17 protein-coding genes are annotated in these 17,143 nt (G+C 61.1%); 13 read left to right on the top strand and 4 right to left on the bottom strand.

Going from position 1 to position 17,143, the window contains the following annotated elements; translation table 11 throughout:
- Positions 1-441 precede the first annotated feature (441 nt).
- Complete coding sequence (locus AC1DTN_RS03945) at positions 442-1,803, top strand: NAD(P)-dependent oxidoreductase (RefSeq protein ID WP_310385606.1); 1,362 nt, start codon at positions 442-444, stop codon at positions 1,801-1,803.
- A 15-nt stretch (positions 1,804-1,818) separates the two neighbouring features.
- Positions 1,819-3,132, top strand: a complete 1,314-nt coding sequence (gene preA / locus AC1DTN_RS03940; RefSeq protein ID WP_310385609.1) for an NAD-dependent dihydropyrimidine dehydrogenase subunit PreA — start codon at positions 1,819-1,821, stop codon at positions 3,130-3,132.
- 61 nt (positions 3,133-3,193) lie between these two features.
- Here the strand turns inward: preA and ftrA are convergent, their stop codons facing one another.
- On the bottom strand, positions 3,194-4,195 hold the full coding sequence (gene ftrA / locus AC1DTN_RS03935) for a transcriptional regulator FtrA (RefSeq protein ID WP_442206877.1): 1,002 nt from the start codon (positions 4,193-4,195) through the stop codon (positions 3,194-3,196).
- Positions 4,196-4,266: 71 nt separating this feature from the next.
- Here ftrA and AC1DTN_RS03930 point away from each other — a divergent pair, with 71 nt between their 5' ends.
- Complete coding sequence (locus AC1DTN_RS03930) at positions 4,267-4,677, top strand: rhodanese-like domain-containing protein (RefSeq protein ID WP_442206878.1); 411 nt, start codon at positions 4,267-4,269, stop codon at positions 4,675-4,677.
- Between the two features lie 43 nt (positions 4,678-4,720).
- Here AC1DTN_RS03930 and AC1DTN_RS03925 read toward each other — a convergent pair whose 3' ends face one another.
- Positions 4,721-5,743 carry a zinc-dependent alcohol dehydrogenase family protein gene (locus AC1DTN_RS03925; protein ID WP_442206879.1) on the bottom strand — a complete coding sequence of 341 codons (1,023 nt, stop codon included), beginning with the start codon at positions 5,741-5,743 and terminating at the stop codon, positions 4,721-4,723.
- A gap of 102 nt (positions 5,744-5,845) precedes the next feature.
- Here AC1DTN_RS03925 and AC1DTN_RS03920 point away from each other — a divergent pair, with 102 nt between their 5' ends.
- Positions 5,846-6,745 (top strand): LysR family transcriptional regulator, encoded by a 900-nt coding sequence (locus tag AC1DTN_RS03920; protein WP_442206880.1) that lies wholly within the window; start codon positions 5,846-5,848, stop codon positions 6,743-6,745.
- A gap of 106 nt (positions 6,746-6,851) precedes the next feature.
- Here AC1DTN_RS03920 and AC1DTN_RS03915 read toward each other — a convergent pair whose 3' ends face one another.
- Positions 6,852-7,502, bottom strand: a complete 651-nt coding sequence (locus tag AC1DTN_RS03915; RefSeq protein WP_439016199.1) for a TetR family transcriptional regulator C-terminal domain-containing protein — start codon at positions 7,500-7,502, stop codon at positions 6,852-6,854.
- A 299-nt stretch (positions 7,503-7,801) separates the two neighbouring features.
- Between AC1DTN_RS03915 and AC1DTN_RS03910 the strand changes: the two genes are divergently transcribed.
- From AC1DTN_RS03910 to AC1DTN_RS03895, 4 genes are read left to right on the top strand one after another with little or no spacing between them, the layout of a single operon-like run.
- Entirely contained in the window at positions 7,802-9,055 is a 1,254-nt protein-coding gene (locus AC1DTN_RS03910; protein ID WP_442206881.1) for a Zn-dependent hydrolase, read from the top strand.
- The gene (locus tag AC1DTN_RS03905; protein WP_442206882.1) at positions 9,052-9,333 is read left to right on the top strand and encodes a hypothetical protein; all 282 of its coding nucleotides are present in this window, start codon (positions 9,052-9,054) and stop codon (positions 9,331-9,333) included. Before AC1DTN_RS03910 ends, AC1DTN_RS03905 begins: the two co-directional genes overlap by 4 nt.
- Entirely contained in the window at positions 9,330-10,784 is a 1,455-nt protein-coding gene (hydA, locus tag AC1DTN_RS03900) for a dihydropyrimidinase (RefSeq protein WP_310385622.1), read from the top strand. The genes AC1DTN_RS03905 and hydA overlap by 4 nt, the downstream gene beginning before the upstream one ends.
- A gap of 5 nt (positions 10,785-10,789) precedes the next feature.
- Positions 10,790-11,167 (top strand): hypothetical protein, encoded by a 378-nt coding sequence (locus tag AC1DTN_RS03895; protein ID WP_310386177.1) that lies wholly within the window; start codon positions 10,790-10,792, stop codon positions 11,165-11,167.
- A 2-nt stretch (positions 11,168-11,169) separates the two neighbouring features.
- Here the strand turns inward: AC1DTN_RS03895 and AC1DTN_RS03890 are convergent, their stop codons facing one another.
- Positions 11,170-11,583 carry a cupin domain-containing protein gene (locus AC1DTN_RS03890; RefSeq protein WP_442206883.1) on the bottom strand — a complete coding sequence of 138 codons (414 nt, stop codon included), beginning with the start codon at positions 11,581-11,583 and terminating at the stop codon, positions 11,170-11,172.
- Positions 11,584-11,677: 94 nt separating this feature from the next.
- Between AC1DTN_RS03890 and AC1DTN_RS03885 the strand changes: the two genes are divergently transcribed.
- The 5 genes from AC1DTN_RS03885 to AC1DTN_RS03865 all read left to right on the top strand — a co-directional run bounded on the left by AC1DTN_RS03885 (position 11,678) and on the right by AC1DTN_RS03865 (position 17,139).
- Positions 11,678-12,460 (top strand): ABC transporter ATP-binding protein, encoded by a 783-nt coding sequence (locus tag AC1DTN_RS03885; RefSeq protein WP_113321661.1) that lies wholly within the window; start codon positions 11,678-11,680, stop codon positions 12,458-12,460.
- A gap of 30 nt (positions 12,461-12,490) precedes the next feature.
- On the top strand, positions 12,491-13,375 hold the full coding sequence (locus AC1DTN_RS03880; RefSeq protein WP_113321660.1) for an ABC transporter permease: 885 nt from the start codon (positions 12,491-12,493) through the stop codon (positions 13,373-13,375).
- The gene (locus AC1DTN_RS03875) at positions 13,372-14,499 is read left to right on the top strand and encodes an ABC transporter permease (protein WP_113321659.1); all 1,128 of its coding nucleotides are present in this window, start codon (positions 13,372-13,374) and stop codon (positions 14,497-14,499) included. Before AC1DTN_RS03880 ends, AC1DTN_RS03875 begins: the two co-directional genes overlap by 4 nt.
- 54 nt (positions 14,500-14,553) lie before the next feature.
- Entirely contained in the window at positions 14,554-15,525 is a 972-nt protein-coding gene (locus tag AC1DTN_RS03870) for an ABC transporter substrate-binding protein (RefSeq protein ID WP_113321658.1), read from the top strand.
- Positions 15,526-15,936: 411 nt separating this feature from the next.
- Positions 15,937-17,139: an efflux RND transporter periplasmic adaptor subunit gene (locus AC1DTN_RS03865; RefSeq protein WP_113321657.1), complete on the top strand. Its 1,203-nt coding sequence runs from the start codon at positions 15,937-15,939 to the stop codon at positions 17,137-17,139.
- Positions 17,140-17,143 lie beyond the last annotated feature (4 nt).

Raw genomic sequence — 17,143 nt, 5'->3', positions numbered from 1 at the left:
GCACGTTTTGCCGGAATGCCTGCTTGCTGAAATTGTTGGGACCTAACGGAAAAACAGCCGGTGCGAGGGCGGCGCACCGGCTGTCTCCACTCACCGGGAGGGGACCGTGAGTTCGTCCGAATGATGGGTTGGGGGCGCGCATGTTGGGTCGATGCGGTCATCATCCGGATATCGCATTAACTACGCTCATTAACTTTGGTTCCCCCGGTTCGAAAAAAATTTGGCCTTTTGTCAATTTTTTCTCGGACACCCGAACTGGGTTGCCACTCAGATCCACCCAATCGGAAGGCAGAGCCTGCCTAAAGAATTATCATGACAAACAAAATCAATTACTTACATGACGCAGACGAAAGAAAATTGCCAAAATTTTACCGTTTGATAAATTTTTGAACCTGAGTTACGATTCCCTCACTAGTCGTTACCAATAAAGAGGGAACTTCAATGGAACGCCTGGAAACTGGGATTCGTGCTGGCCGGCTTTCGTCCGCCGAGTACGAGGCTAATTTTTCCGATCTTCATCCGCGCCTCGACAACCACGAAGCGCTGGTCGCCGCCGACCGCTGTTATTTCTGCTATGACGCGCCGTGCATGACGGCCTGTCCCACCTCCATCGATATTCCGCTCTTCATCCGCCAGATTTCGACCGGCAATCCGATCGGCTCGGCGAAGACGATCTTCGACCAGAACATCCTTGGCGGCATGTGCGCCCGCGTCTGTCCCACCGAAGAGCTCTGCGAACAGGCCTGTGTGCGCAACACGGCCGAAGAGCGCCCTGTCGAGATCGGCCGCCTGCAGCGCTATGCGACGGATGCGGCAATGGCCGCCGACAAGCAGTTCTATCGGCGTGCGGAACCGACCGGCAAGAAGATCGCCGTCGTCGGCGCCGGTCCCGCTGGCCTTGCGGCAGCCCACCGCCTCGCCGTCAAAGGCCATGATGTGGTGATCTACGACACCAAGCCGAAATCCGGTGGCCTCAACGAATATGGCATCGCCACCTACAAGACGGTCGATGACTTCGCGCAGAAAGAGGTCGACTACGTCCTCTCGATCGGCGGCATCGAGGTGAAGCACGACCAGCAGCTCGGCCGCGATTTCTCGCTCTCCGACCTGCAGGGCCAGTACGATGCCGTCTTCCTCGGCCTCGGCCTTGCCGGCGTCAACGCATTGCGCGTCGACAATGAAAACCTGCCTGGTGTCGATGATGCAGTCGATTTCATTGCCGCCCTGCGCCAGGCCGGCGACAAGGGCGAGATCGCCATTGGCCGCCGCGTCGTCGTTCTCGGCGGCGGCATGACGGCAATCGATGCCGCCGTGCAGGCAAAGCTTCTCGGCGCCGAGGAAGTGACCATCTGCTACCGCCGCGGCAAGGAACATATGAACGCCTCGGAATTCGAGCAGGATCTCGCGACATCAAAGGGCGTCATCATTCGCCACTGGCTAGCGCCGAAATCCATCCTCTCGCAGGATGGCAAGGTGGCGGCAATCGAGGTGGAATATACCGCTATCATCGATGGCCGCCTTTCGGGCACCGGTGAGACCGGCGTGATCGCCACCGACCAGATCTTCAAGGCAATCGGCCAGACATTCGAGACCTCAGGTCTCGGCGCGCTGCGGATGGAATCCGGCCGCATCGCAGTTGATGCCGAAGGCCGCACATCGGTTGATGGCGTCTGGGCTGGCGGCGACTGCGTCTTCGGTGGTGAAGACCTCACCGTCTCTGCCGTCGCCCATGGCCGCGATGCGGCCGAATCCATTCACCGTACCCTGTCCGCCGCAGCCGCTCCGGCTGTCGCCGTCGCCTGAAGGGGAGAATGAACAATGGCTGATCTCCGCAATAATTTCGTCGGCATCAAGTCCCCGAACCCCTTCTGGCTCGCCTCCGCACCGCCGACCGACAAGGCCTACAATGTCGAGCGCGCCTTCAAGGCCGGCTGGGGCGGCGTCGTCTGGAAGACGCTAGGTGAAGAAGGCCCGCCTGTCGTCAACGTCAATGGTCCGCGCTACGGCGCGATCTGGGGTGCCGACCGTCGCCTGCTCGGCCTCAACAATATCGAGCTCATCACCGACCGCGACCTGCAGACCAACCTGCGCGAAATGAAGCAGGTCAAGATGAATTGGCCCGACCGGGCGCTCATCGCCTCGATCATGGTGCCCTGCGAGGAACAGGCCTGGAAGGCGATCCTGCCGCTGGTGGAAGAGACCGAAGCAGACGGTATCGAACTGAACTTCGGCTGTCCGCACGGCATGTCCGAACGCGGCATGGGTTCGGCTGTCGGCCAGGTGCCGGAATATATCGAAATGGTCGTGCGCTGGTGCAAGCAGTACACGCGCATGCCCGTCATCACCAAGCTGACGCCCAACATCACCGATATCCGCCGCCCTGCCCGAGCGGCTAAAGCCGGCGGCACGGACGCCGTCTCGCTGATCAACACGATCAACTCGATCGTCTCGGTCGATCTCGACAATTTCGCGCCAAACCCGACCGTTGGGGGCAAGGGCAGTCACGGCGGCTATTGCGGCCCTGCGGTGAAACCGATCGCGCTCAACATGGTCGCCGAAATCGCTCGCGACCCGGAAACCTACGGCCTGCCGATCTCGGGCATCGGCGGCATCACCACCTGGCGGGACGCTGCCGAATTCCTCGTCCTCGGCGCCGGCAACGTCCAGGTCTGCACGGCGGCCATGACCTACGGCTTCAAGATCGTGCAGGAAATGATCACGGGCCTTTCCGACTGGATGGACGAAAAGGGCCACAAGACCCTCGACGACATCACCGGCCGCGCCGTGCCCAACGTCACCGACTGGCAGTACCTCAACCTCAACTACATAGCGAAGGCCAAGATCGATCAGGACGCCTGCATCAAATGCGGCCGCTGCTACATCGCCTGCGAGGACACCTCGCACCAGGCAATCACCAACTTCGTCGACGGCGTTCGCCATTTCGAGGTGATGGACGAGGAATGTGTCGGCTGCAATCTCTGCGTCAGCGTCTGCCCGGTCGAAAACTGCATCACCATGGAGCAGCTTCCAGCTGGCGCCCTCGATAAGCGCACCGGCAAGGTGGTCGATCCGAACTACGCCAACTGGACGACCCACCCGAACAACCCGATGGCGCGCCAGGCTGCGGAGTAAAATCTCCGAAAAGCCTGATAAAAAAGCCGCCCAAGGCGGCTTTTTCTTTATCCGTTTATTCTCAAAGCCCGAATGATTTCCGATACGCGCTCGGACTCGTTCCGAGCCGCCGGCGGAAATGATGGCGCATGGTCGCCAACGTGCCAAACCCGCTGGCGATGGCGATATCGTCGAGCGACACGGCAAGCTCCTTCTCCAGAAGATCGCGCGCCTGCCGCAACCGTTCCTTCAGCAGCCATTCGCCGACACTGTCGCCTGTCGTCGCCTCGAAGCGACGCTGGAAGGTGCGCATGCTCATGCCGGCCTTGCCGGCAAGCAGGCTGATCGGCTGCTCCTCAGCCAGACGCTCCCGCATCCATTCGATCAATGGTCCGAGACGAATGCCCTCGCGTTCCTCCGGCACGGGGGCCGCAATGAACTGCGCCTGTCCGCCTTCGCGATGCGGCGGAACGACGAGACGACGCGCCACGCTGTTGGCCGCATCCGGGCCGAAGTCACCGCGCACCACATGCAGGCAGAGATCGATGCCTGCGGCACTGCCCGCCGCCGTCAGGATGCTGCCCTCGTCCATGTAGAGCACGTCGGCATCGAGCGCGATGTCGGGGTAACGTTCGGCAATCGAGGCGACATAGCGCCAATGGGTCGTTGCCCGCCGCCCGGCGAGCAGTCCTGCCGCGGCAAGCACGGCGACCCCCGAGCATAGCGACATCACCCGCGCTCCCCGTTCATGGGCAGCACGCAAGGCAGCAATCAAAGCTTCCGGCACCGGCGCATCGATCGTCCGCCATCCCGGCGCGATGATGAGATCCGCCTCGTCAAGCAGTTCCAGCCCTCTGTCGACCGCAACCGTCAACCCGCCGGCCGCCCGCAGCGGACCGGCCTCGATGCCGGCGACCGAGAAGCGATACCAGCCCTCGCCCATCTCCGGCCGCGACAGGCCGAAGACCTCGTAGGCAATGCCGAATTCGAAAGTGCAGAGCCCATCATAGGCAAGCGCTACGACGTGCGGTCCCCGTGTCTTGCGAGCATCCGATTTTGGCATGATCTTTACGCTATCCGTCATGATGGCCAATTTCGTCCATCACTATCATCGGCAATGATCGGCTGCAATCAAAGGCAAGAAAGGAAGAGATCATGCCTAGTCCCGTTTCCGAAATCCCCGCCGCAGCACCCGAAACCGCCGCCGAACACTTCGCCCGCAAGCTCACCTTCGAGACCGATTGCTCGGATGTGAACGCCGCCTTCACATCGGGCAAGGTCGATTTCGTCCTGCTCGACGTCCGCTCGCCAGCACTCTTTGCGCTGTCGCATGTGCCGGGCGCCCTCAACCTGCCGCACGGCAAGATGACTGCGCACCGCATGTCGGAATGGCCTTCCGATACGCTGTTCGTGGTCTATTGCGCCGGCCCGCATTGCAACGGTGCCGACAAGGCAGCCCTCCGCCTCTCCCGCCTCGGCCTCTCCGTCAAGCTGATGATCGGCGGGCTCACCGGCTGGGCCGATGAAGGTCTTGCTTTCGAAAGCGATGCGAGCGCCGCCGCCTGATCCGAACCCCTTCTCCCTAGAAGGGAGAAGGGAAGTCCTTCACTCAGAACTCGACCACGACTTTGCCGAATGGCCCGCGATAGAGATGCTCGAGCGCCGCAGGGAATTCCTCGAAGGCATAGCGCTTGTCGATCACGGGTTTCAGCACCGTCTGATCGACCGCCCGCACCAGATCCTCCAGCGCGCGCCGATGGCCGACGGCAATGCCTTGTACGACGGGCGCCTTGAGCAGCAGAGGACCGGCCGGGCCGGACACTTCGAAACCGTCGAGAACCCCAATGACGGAGATTCGGCCATTGACCGCCACAGCCTTCAGGGCCTGACCGAGATGGGCACCGCCGACAATTTCCAACACATGGTCGACGCCATAATCGCCAGTTAGCAAATAGAGCTGCTCCACCCAATCTCCTTCATTGCGATTGATGGCATGATCGGCACCCAGGGCGGCGGCGCGCTCCAGCTTATCTACACTGCCTGAGGTGATGAAGACCTCCGCGCCATGGGCCTTGGCGATCTGCAGGCCGAAGAGCGCCACGCCGCCTGTACCTTGCACCAGCACCTTGTCGCCTGCTTTCAATCTGCCGCATTCGATCAGCGCGAACCAGGCGGTCAGTCCGGCGCAGGGCAAGGTGCTTGCTTCGGCCGGATCGAGCGTCTTCGGTGAATGCGCATACCACTCCTCGGACAGGACGGTATAATCCGAGAGAACGCCGGGATAGAAGCCGCCGCGCGTCTTGTAAGGCGGCGTGCGCGCATCGCCCAGGCTGCGACTATCGATCCAGTCGGGCGAGAAGGTCGAGATAACCCGGTCGCCCGGTTTGAAACGAGTGACCTCGGGACCGACCGCTTCCACGACACCCGCCATGTCGGAGGCCGGCACGAAGGGAAAATGCAGTGGCAATCCCATGCCGTTTTCCATCACCAGCCTGTCGCGAAAATTCAGCGAAACCGCCTGTGTCCGCACCAGCATCTTGTTGCTGGAAACCGGCTCCAGCCTGCCTTCGCCGATCGTCAGTTTCTGGTCCGGACCGACCCTGTCGATCTGCCATTGCCGTGTCGTCTGCATCGTCTCGCTCCTTATTCATTGTAGGGAGCGAGACCATATCGTTGAAAATTCTGCACCAGTTGTGATATTAATTCGCCAGACTGGTTCCACTGAGGAAACAATATGGAGCAACTGAAAGGCATCTCGATCTTTGTCGAGACTGTTGAGGCAGGCGGTTTTTCGGCCGCCGCCGTGCGGCTGCATCTGACGCGTTCCGCCGTCGGCAAGACCATCGCGCGGCTGGAGCAGCGCCTCGGCGTACGCCTCTTCAACCGCACCACGCGCATGCAAAGCCTGACAGAGGAAGGTCGCTTTTTCTACGAGCGCTGCTTGCGTGCGGTCGAAGAAATCCGCCTCGGCGAGGCCATGCTGGAGTCAGGCCGGCATAGCGTGCGTGGCCGGCTGCGTATCTCCATGCCCGTGCTCTTCGGTCGCCTCTGCATCGCACCAATCCTGGAAAATCTGCTCGATGAGCATCCCGAACTCGAACTCGATCTCTCGTTCAACGATCGTATCGTCGACCTCCTGGAGGATGGTTTCGATCTTGCCATCCGCAACGGGCAACTGAAAGACCATCCCGACCTGATGGCCCGCGCCGTCGCTCGTCAGCGGATGACCGTCTGTGCATCTCCCGCCTATCTCGAAAGGCACGGCGTACCGCAGACGATCGCGGATATTCCGCAGCATCAAGGCATCGTCTACAGACGAGGCGACTATGAAAGGAGCTGGATCTTCCCCGCGCCAGATGATCCATGGCGGCAGATCCTGCCACGCTCGCGGCTGCGGCTCGATGACCTCGCGGCGATCTCGGACGCAGCGCTTGCCGGCCGCGGCCTTGCCTGGCTGCCTTGCTGGCTGGTACGCGAGAACGTTGCTGCAGCCCGTCTCGTCCAAGTCCTGAAACACGAGGAAGCCAATATCTTCGATGCTCACGCTATCTGGCTGCGCTCGCCGGTCATGGTGCCGAAGGTCAGACTGGCGATCGACACGCTCGCCGCCCGGCTTCCAGCAATGATGGGCTAGACAGAAGAAACCGGATTGAGAAGCGCGCCCGACCGAGGAGGGTAACGGACATTCTTGCCCGCTTGGCACGTCCGTGCAGGACGCTCTAACTCTTTGAAGCGACGCCTCAGGCGCCCGACCGATCCGGCCGCAACCCGCCGATGAAAAGCTGCTCCAGGAAGCGCGCCGCGTCCTCGAAGCGCCCGTCGCCGGAATGCTCTTCGCCAAGCACGGCGCGAACCTGCACGTCGAAATCGGCATAGTGCTGCGTCGTCGACCAGATCGAGAAGATGAGGTGATAGGGGTCGCAGCGGGCGATCTTGCCGCTTTTGATCCAGGTGCGGATCACGGCCGCCTTTTCGTCGACCAGCTCTTTCAGCGGTCCTTTCAGCATGTCGAGAACGTGCGGCGCGCCTTGCAACATCTCGTTGGCGAATAGCCGGCTCTCGCGGGGGAAATCGCGCGCCATCTCCAGCTTGCGGCGGATATAGCTGCGGATCTCCGCTTCCGGATCGCCTTCCGCATCGAAGGCCCTCAGCGGCTCCAGCCAGTTGAAGAGCACCCGGTCGATCAGCGCCCGGTGCATGGCTTCCTTGGTGCGGAAATAATAGAGCAGGTTCGGCTTCGACATGCCGGCCACTTCGGCGATCTGGTCGATGGTCGAGCCGCGGAAGCCGCTGACCGAAAACACATCCAGAGCCGCTTCCAGGATCTGCTCTTCCTTCTCCTCCTGGATGCGTGTCCGCCGAAGTGTCTTCGCCGCTCTCGGTATGGCCATTCGCTCTTTTCCCCTTGAAATTCAACTCCTTCGCTCAAGATTTGAAGAACGGCCCTCCTGCCGCTTTAATGCGCAATTGCCCGCATTTTTGTCTGTATTTTTCGTGATTTTCGTCTTGAGCGCAGCGATGGAAGTTGTAATGTTTACCAATCGGTCAAATTATCCGCCAGATAAAAAACAAAGGCAACTGGCGATTTTCCGGCGCTGACAGAACAAGAAGCGGCAGCGGAATTTGACCACGGGAACAAGGCGGGCATGTACATTGCATGACTGCCGCAAAACAGGTGAGGACTTTCAGTATGGTGGCAGCGCCAGGCGAAAATATGCGCGTCAATGGGGACCGTCTCTGGGACAGTCTCATGGACATGGCGAAGATCGGCCCGGGAATTGCCGGCGGCAACAACCGCCAGACGCTGACGGATTCCGATGCCGAGGGCCGCAACCTCTTCAAGACATGGTGCGAAGACGCCGGCATGACGCTCGGCGTCGACAAGATGGGCACGATGTTCGCGACCCGCCCCGGCACCGATCCGAACGCCCTTCCCGTCTATGTCGGCTCGCATCTCGATACCCAGCCGACCGGCGGCAAATATGACGGCGTGCTCGGCGTGCTCGGCGCCCTCGAAGTCGTCAGAACCATGAACGACCTCGGCATCAAGACCAAGCACCCCATTGTCGTCACCAACTGGACCAACGAGGAAGGCGCCCGCTTCGCGCCTGCCATGCTGGCCTCCGGCGTCTTCGCCGGCGCGCACAGCCTGGACTTCGCCTACAATCGCAAGGATCCCGAAGGCAATCTCTTCGGTGACGAGCTGAAGCGCATCGGCTGGGTCGGCGACGAGGAAGTCGGCGCCCGCAAGATGCACGCCTATTTCGAATATCACATCGAGCAGGGCCCGATCCTCGAAGCCGAAAACAAGCAGATCGGCGTCGTTACCCACTGTCAGGGCCTGTGGTGGCTGGAATTCACGCTGACCGGCAAGGAAGCCCATACCGGCTCAACTCCGATGAACATGCGCGTCAATGCCGGCCTTGCGATGTCGCGCATTCTGGAAATGGTCCAGGGTGTCGCCATGGGCGAACAGCCAGGCGCCGTCGGCGGCGTCGGCCAGGTCTTCTTCTCGCCTAATTCCCGCAACGTGCTGCCGGGCAAGGTCGTCTTCACCGTCGACATCCGCTCGCCCGACAAGGCCAAGCTCGACCGCATGCGGGCAAAGATCGAGGTCGAAGCGCCCAAGATCTGCGATGCACTGGGTGTGGGCTGTTCCATCGAGGCGATTGGCCATTTCGAGCCCGTCACCTTCGACGAGAAACTCGTCACCTCGGTCCGCTCCGCCGCCGACCGCCTCGGCTACAGCCACATGAACATCATCTCCGGCGCCGGCCATGACGCCTGCTGGGCCGCCAAGGTCGCCCCTGCCACCATGGTCATGTGCCCCTGCGTCGGTGGTCTCTCGCACAACGAAGCGGAAGACATTTCCAAGGAATGGGCAACGGCGGGCGCCGATGTGCTGTTCCATGCGGTGGTCGAGACGGCGGAGATAGTGTCGTGATCACGGATCCGGACGCAGATCTGGACGGCATGAGCCACGGTGATCTGTTGTTGGCGGCACGATCCATGCGCCGCGCGATCCGCATTCACCGCGATACGTCCGGCCATGAACTCTGTTGGCATCATCCCGATCTGTGGACGCTTCTGCCTGATACGCCGACCGGCGGTCAGATCGTGCCCGATTGGCCTCAATTTATGCGCGGCTGCATCCGCTACCGCCAGTCATTGGATAACCAGCTTGCGCAGGCACCGCGCAGCGACAGGGAGTTCGGAGAATGAGCACAGTCATCAAGAACGGCACCATCGTCACCGCCGACCTCACCTATAAGGCTGACGTCAAGATCGACGGCGGCAAGATCGTCGAGATTGGGCAGAACCTTTCGGGCACCGAAACGCTCGACGCGACAGGCTGCTACATCATGCCCGGCGGCATCGATCCGCATACCCATCTGGAAATGCCCTTCATGGGCACCTATTCCTCCGACGATTTCGAGAGCGGCACGCGCGCTGCCCTTTCCGGCGGCACGACCATGGTCGTCGATTTCGCCCTTCCCTCGCCCGGCCAGTCGCTGCTCGAGGCGCTGACCATGTGGGACAACAAGTCGACCCGCGCCAATTGCGACTATTCCTTCCACATGGCAATCACCTGGTGGGGCGAGCAGGTCTTCAACGAAATGAAGACGATCGTTGAGGACAAGGGCATCAACACCTTCAAGCACTTCATGGCCTACAAGGGCGCGCTGATGGTGAATGACGACGAGATGTTCGCCTCCTTCCAGCGTTGCGCCGAGCTTGGCGCTCTGCCGCTCGTCCATGCCGAAAACGGCGATGTCGTCGCCTCCCTTTCCGCCAAGCTGCTGTCCGAAGGCAATAACGGCCCCGAGGCGCATGCCTATTCGCGCCCGGCCGAAGTCGAGGGCGAGGCAACCAACCGCGCCATCATGATCGCCGACATGGCCGGCTGCCCTGTCTATATCGTCCACACCTCTTGCGAACAGGCGCATGAAGCGATCCGCCGCGCCCGTCAGAAGGGCATCCGCGCCTATGGCGAGCCGCTGATCCAGCACCTGACCCTCGACGAGTCAGAATATTTCGACAAGGATTGGGATCATGCCGCCCGCCGCGTCATGTCCCCGCCCTTCCGCAACAAGCAGCATCAGGACAGCCTCTGGGCCGGCCTTGCCTCCGGTTCGCTGCAGGTCGTGGCGACCGACCATTGCGCCTTCACCACGGCGCAGAAGCGATTCGGCGTTGGCGATTTCACCAAGATCCCGAACGGCACCGGCGGCCTCGAAGACCGCATGCCGATGCTCTGGACCTATGGCGTCAATACGGGTCGCCTGACGATGAACGAATTCGTCGCCGTCACCTCGACCAACATTGCCAAGATCCTCAACATCTACCCGAAGAAGGGCGCGATCCTCGTCGGCGCCGATGCCGATCTCGTCGTCTGGGATCCGAAGCGCTCCAAGACCATTACGTCGAAGAGCCAGCAGTCGGCGATCGATTACAACGTCTTCGAAGGCAAGGAAGTCACCGGCCTGCCGCGCTATACCCTGACACGTGGCGTCGTGGCGATCGAGGAAGGGACTGTCAAAACCCGCTCCGGCCATGGCGAATTCGTCAAGCGCGAGCCGGTCACCGCCGTCAGCAAGGCGCTGTCGACCTGGAAGGAGATCACCGCGCCGCGCAAGGTCGAACGCACGGGCATCCCGGCGAGCGGCGTGTGACACACATGCGCGGCCATCTGCTTCTGACGATCGTTTCCCTGGCCGCGCTTTCCACCGCGGCGAATGCCGACACGCTGCCCATCAAGGGMAGCTACGGCAACAAGGATGGCTGCGCCTACGCCAAGAGCGGCGAAAGCACAGGTTCCGACAACTTCTTTCTGCTGACTTCCGAGGGCATCACCACGGCGGCCTCTTACTGCGAAATCAAGAAAGTCCTGAAGACCGAAGGCAAGGACTTCACCGCCACGGTCGCTTGCCAGGCGGAGGGCGAAGAGAGCAGCAACGACGACACCGTCAAGATCACATCAGGGCCTAAAGGCTATACGATCGGGTTCGTGGCTGATGCCGCAATCAAGTGGGGGCCGCTGCCGCTATGCAAATAGCCTCACGCCGGCACCAGCGCATCCAGCTCCGGCAGCAGGATCACGCTTTCCTGCTCGTTCGGATCGGTGCGGGCAATGATCGCCGTGCATGGCGTGCTGCTCAAGTTGGCCGGCAAATGCGGGACGCCCGCCGGGATGTAGAAAAGCTCGCCGGCATGCACGACAATGTGGTTCTCGAGCTGGTCGCCATACCAGGTATGCGCCTCACCGGAGAGCATGTAGATCGCCGTTTCATGCGCCTCATGCAGATGCGCCTTGGCGCGCACACCGGGCGGGATCGTCAGAAGATGCATGCAGATGCCCTTCGCGCCCACGGTCTCGGCCGCAATACCCTCGAAATAGCTGAGCCCCTGCTTGCCGTCATAGGTGTGGTTGGGGCGAACAATGTGGCAGGTGGGCTTTGATTTTGCGTCCATCCTCATCCTCCAAGGACTGTGCTGTCGGTAAGACCGGCGGCAATGATATCATGGAAAATCGCGCCGGCGCGGCGAAAACAAGACTGGTTTATTGATGCAAGCACCCTCCGTCGTATCCGCCAAGGATCTCTGTCTCAGCTACCAGACGAATGACGGCGCGGTGCACGCGCTTGCTGATGTCAATCTCGATATCCGCAGGGGCGAGTTTGTCTCCTTCATCGGCCCTTCCGGCTGCGGCAAGACGACTTTCCTGCGCGTCATCGCCGATCTCGAGCGCAAGACCTCCGGCGACATCGCCATCAACGGCATGACACCGGATGAGGCCCGCAAGGCCCGTGCCTATGGCTATGTCTTCCAGGCGCCGGCACTTTATCCGTGGCGCACAATCGAGAAGAACATCGCCCTGCCACTGGAGATCATGGGTTATTCGAAACCCGAACAGAAGAAGCGCATTGATGGGGCGCTCGACCTCGTCGAACTCTCCGGCTTCGAGAAAAAATTTCCCTGGCAGCTCTCAGGCGGCATGCAGCAGCGTGCCTCGATCGCCCGCGCGCTCGCCTTCGACGCCGATCTGCTCTTGATGGACGAACCCTTCGGCGCCCTCGATGAAATCGTCCGCGATCACCTGAATGCGGCGCTTCTGAAACTGTGGTCGCGCACCAACAAGACGATCTGCTTCGTCACCCATTCCATTCCGGAAGCCGTCTACCTCTCCACCAAGATCGTCGTCATGTCGCCACGCCCGGGCCGCGTGACCGATATTATCGACTCGACACTGCCGAAGGAACGACCGCTCGACATCCGCGAGACACCGGAATTCCTGGAAATCGCCCACCGCGTCCGCGAAGGGCTGAGGGCGGGGCACAGTTATGAGTAAGCGCATACGCGGAATTTCGAGGGAGGCCGCATGAAACCCGACACCCTCAAGGACAAGATCATCCCCGTCCTCACGATCCTGCTGGTGCTGATCGCCGTCTGGTATGTCGCCGCGGTCTTCCTCAACGCGCCGTTCCAGCGCGATATGGACGCGCGCAATAACGTCACCTCGACGACGACGGAATTCATCGGCAGGGCACTCTCCCAGCCGAAGCCCATCCTGCCGGCGCCGCATCAGGTGGCGCAGAACGTCTTCGAAAACACCTTCCTGCGAAAGCTCTCCAGCAATCGCAGCCTCGTCTACCACGCAGGCGTCACCCTCTCTTCCACCGCGCTCGGCTTTGCGCTCGGTACGCTGCTTGGCATCGTGATCGCTGTCGGCATCATCCATATCAAGGCGCTCGATCGCAGCCTGATGCCGTGGATCATCGCATCCCAAACCGTGCCGATCCTGGCAATCGCACCGATGGTCATCGTCGTGCTCGGCTCGATCAATATTACCGGCCTCATCCCGAAGGCGCTGATCTCCACCTACCTCTCCTTCTTCCCGGTCACGGTCGGCATGGTGAAGGGGCTGCGCTCGCCCGAGGTCATGCATCTCGATCTGATGCGCACCTACAATGCCACGGCCGCACAAACCTTCTGGAAGCTGCGCGTGCCTGCCTCCATCCCCTTCCTCTTCACCTCGATGAAGGTGGCAATCGCCGCAAGCCTCGTTGGCGCTATCGTCGGCGAACTGCCGACCGGCGCGGTCGCCGGCATTGGCTCCAAGCTGCTTGCCGGCTCCTATTACAGCCAGACGATCGATATCTGGGCAGCACTGGTCGCCGGCTCGGTCCTTGCCGCAATCCTTGTCGCCATCGTTGGCCTCGTCGCGAAGATCGTCGACCGCGCCATGGGCGGGAGGCCGGTATGAAGCAAATCGTGCTTTCCTGGCAGGGCCTGATCGCTCTCCTCTGCGTGGCAGGCGCAATGGTCATGCTGCCTGTCTTTGGGGCCGGTGCCACACAGCCTCCGTCCGCAGGAACTGTCATCCTGATCGCACTGCTTGCGATCGTCGCAGCACTGATCTCCTTCGCGCCCCTATCCACATCGCTTGTCGCAACCGCCCTCTTCATCGGCGCTCATGGTGCGGCATGGCTTCTGCTCGGTACACTTTCGGGCAATGAAGGCTTCGCCGGCACCTCCTTCTTCCTGCTGCTGGCCGCCTGCTGGTTGCTTGCCTGGCGCTGCGTGACGGAGCTTTCGGAACTCAAGCCGACAACACCGTCCGGCCAGTGGCTGCTGCGGCTGCTGATCCCGGCAATCTTCGGCACCTGGATCCTCATCATCTGGGAAACAATCACGCGCGGCGCGGGTGTCCCTTTCGTGCTGCTGCCACCGCCGTCCGCGATTGGCGCACGCATCATAGGCTCCCTGCCGATCCTCGGCGAAGATATCAGGCAAACGATCTTCAAGGCCGTTCTGATCGGTTACACCATCGGCTGCGTCAGCGGCTTCGTCGTCGCCATCCTTGCCGACCGTTTCGCCTTTCTGCGCCGCGGCTTGCTGCCGATCGGCAATTTGGTTTCGGCCCTGCCGATGATCGGCGTGGCACCGATCATGGTCATGTGGTTCGGCTTCGACTGGCCGTCGAAGGCGGCCGTCGTCATCATCATGACCTTCTTCCCGATGCTGGTGAACACCGTTGCAGGGCTAGCCGCCTCCGGCAACATGGAGCGCGACCTGATGCGCACCTATGCATCGAACTACTGGCAGACGCTGGTCAAGCTCAGGCTTCCCGCCGCAATGCCCTTCATTTTCAATGCACTGAAGATCAACTCGACGCTGGCTCTGATTGGTGCCATCGTTGCGGAATTCTTCGGAACGCCGATCGTCGGCATGGGCTTCCGCATCTCCACGGAGATCGGCCGCATGAATGTCGACATGGTCTGGGCCGAGATCGCCGTCGCGGCGCTTGCAGGCTCGATCTTCTATGGTGTCGTCGCCCTTGCCGAGAGGGCGGTGACGTTCTGGCATCCGTCTATCCGTGGTGGTTAGACGTGCCCCGGCCCCGCACCAGGGCCTGGGCATAACTTCAGAGGGAACAAGAAAATGAAAAAATTAATGGTTGCAATGATGGCGAGCGCTATGTCGCTTGCCGCCGCCCACGCGATGGCGGCCGACAAGGTGGCGCTCCAGTTGAAGTGGGTCACCCAGTCGCAATTCGCCGGCTACTACGTCGCCAAGGACAAGGGCTACTATGAAGAAGAAGGCCTCGACGTCGATATCAAGCCAGGCGGCCCCGATATCGCTCCCGAGCAGGTGATCGCCGGCGGCGGCGCCGATGTGATCGTCGACTGGATGGGTGGTGCGCTGGTTGCTCGCGAAAAGGGCGTTCCGCTGGTCAACATCGCCCAGCCCTATCAGAAGTCGGGCATGGAAATGATCTGCCGCAAGGACGGCCCGGTCAAGACCGAAGCCGATTTCAAGGGCCATACCCTCGGCGTCTGGTTCTTCGGCAACGAATATCCTTTCTTCGCCTGGATGAGCAAGCTCGGCCTCAAGACCGATGGCGGCCCTGACGGTGTGACGGTACTCAAGCAGAGCTTCGACGTTCAGCCGCTGCTGCAGAAGCAGGCCGACTGCATTTCCGTCATGACCTATAATGAATACTGGCAGGCAATCGATGCCGGCCTGAAGCCGGAAGATCTCACCGTCTTCAACTACACCGCCATGGGCAACGACCTGTTGGAAGACGGTCTCTATGCTTCGGAAGAAAAGCTGAAGGATCCGGCCTTCAAGGAAAAGATGGTCAAGTTCGTCCGCGCTTCGATGAAGGGCTGGAAATACGCCATGGAGAACCCGGATGAAGCAGCCGGAATCGTCGTCGACGCCGGCGGCCAGGACGAAAACCACCAGAAGCGCATGATGGGCGAAGTCGCCAAGCTGATCGGTGACGGCACCGGCAAACTCGACACCACGCTCTATGATCGTACGGCGAAGGCCCTGCTCGACCAGAAGATCATCAACAAGGAGCCATCGGGCGCCTGGACCCACGACATCACTGACGCCGCCGCCAAGTAACGGCATAGCGATACCAAAATGCAACGCGCGCGGGAGAATCTCCCGCGCGTTTCTATTTTTTGCACTCAATGAAAAAAATCGCCTTGCAACTGTCGCATTTATCAGGCGTCAAACGTCGAAGCATATGAGAGCCGATCAATCATCGTCATGTTCACATAACCCTGAGGTGATTGATGAGCCCCGCAATGGTAATTAATATTATCTCATGGGGAATTATTTTCTGCCAGGCTTGCACGTGGAGCAAATCGATACCACGTTCTAGCTGGATTTGCCGGAGAGGGATGACGCGTTCCGGCAGATGAGATGCGGGTAAATACCTCTGAGATTTGGAAGACGGCATTTGCCCGGTTCGCGAGTTGCATGACGACACGCGAGTCCGGCCGATCCTGTCAAGAGATTGGACGAAGACGCATGGCACTGAAGCCGCACGCATTACTACGCGCCTCCACTTTTCTTGTTGCTGCATTTGCGGCCTCGGCTGTATTTGCGCAGGAACCCAAGGCCACCCAGCCGCAGGCCCAGGCTCTGCAGAACCTGCCGGCAATCGTTGTCACCAAGGCCGTAAACCGCACCCTCGTCGACCGTGTCATCGGCACGGGAACGGTCAAGCCCGTCGAGGAAGTCTATATCCAGCCGCAGGTCGAAGGCCTCTCCATCCGCACCCTGAAGGCCGATGTCGGCGACAAGGTCCAGGCGGAAAGCACGCTGGCGACGCTGAACGATGACGCTCTGGTCTTGACGAAGAGCCAGATGATGGCGACGAAAGCCAAGGGCGAGGCAAGCCTTGCCCAGCTACGCGCCCAGCTCGTCGAGGCTCAGGCCAATGCCGAGCAGGCAAGGCAGCAGCAGGTCCGCGCCCAGGAAATGGTCAAGAAGGGTACGGTTTCGACCGCCCAGGTCGAGCAGGCCGATGCAACTGCCGCCGCCGCCAATGCCCGCGTCTCCTCCGCCGAGCAGGCGATCGAGGTCGCCGAAGCCGATCTCAAGGTCTTCGACAGCCAGATCGCCGACGCGGACCTGAAACTGGCGCGCACCGATGTGAAGACACCGGTCGCGGGCATCATTTCAGCCAAGAACGCCAAGGTCGGCGCTATTGCCGCCGGCAACGGCGATCCGCTATTCACCGTCATCCGCGACGGCGACGTCGAACTTGTCGCCGAAGTCGCCGAAAGCGACATCGTCAGGATCATGGCCGGCCAGAAGGCGACGATTTCGCTTTCCGGCAGCCGCGAGAAGCTTTCCGGCGCCGTGCGCCTGGTGTCGCCGACCGTCGATCCGGTCACCCGCCTCGGCCTCGTCCATATCTCTATCGACGATGACAGCAAGGCGCGTTCCGGCATGTATGGCAGCGCCGAGATCATCGTTCGCGAGACGGAGGGCGTATCGCTTCCCCTGACGGCAGTGCTCACCAGCAACGAAGGCTCCTCCGCCCGCAGGGTCGAGGATGGCGTGGTGAAATACGCCAAGGTCGAGACCGGCATCCAGGACGGTGCCTATGTCGAGATCGTCAATGGATTGAAGACCGGCGACGAGGTCGTGGCCAAGGCGGGCGCTTATGTCCGCGACGGTGACCATATCACTCCGGTGCGTGAACAGCCTCCGGCTTCCAACTAAAGAG

The organism is Rhizobium sp. 01T444, assembly GCF_056398305.1.
This window is presented reverse-complemented; position numbering and strand designations above follow the sequence as displayed.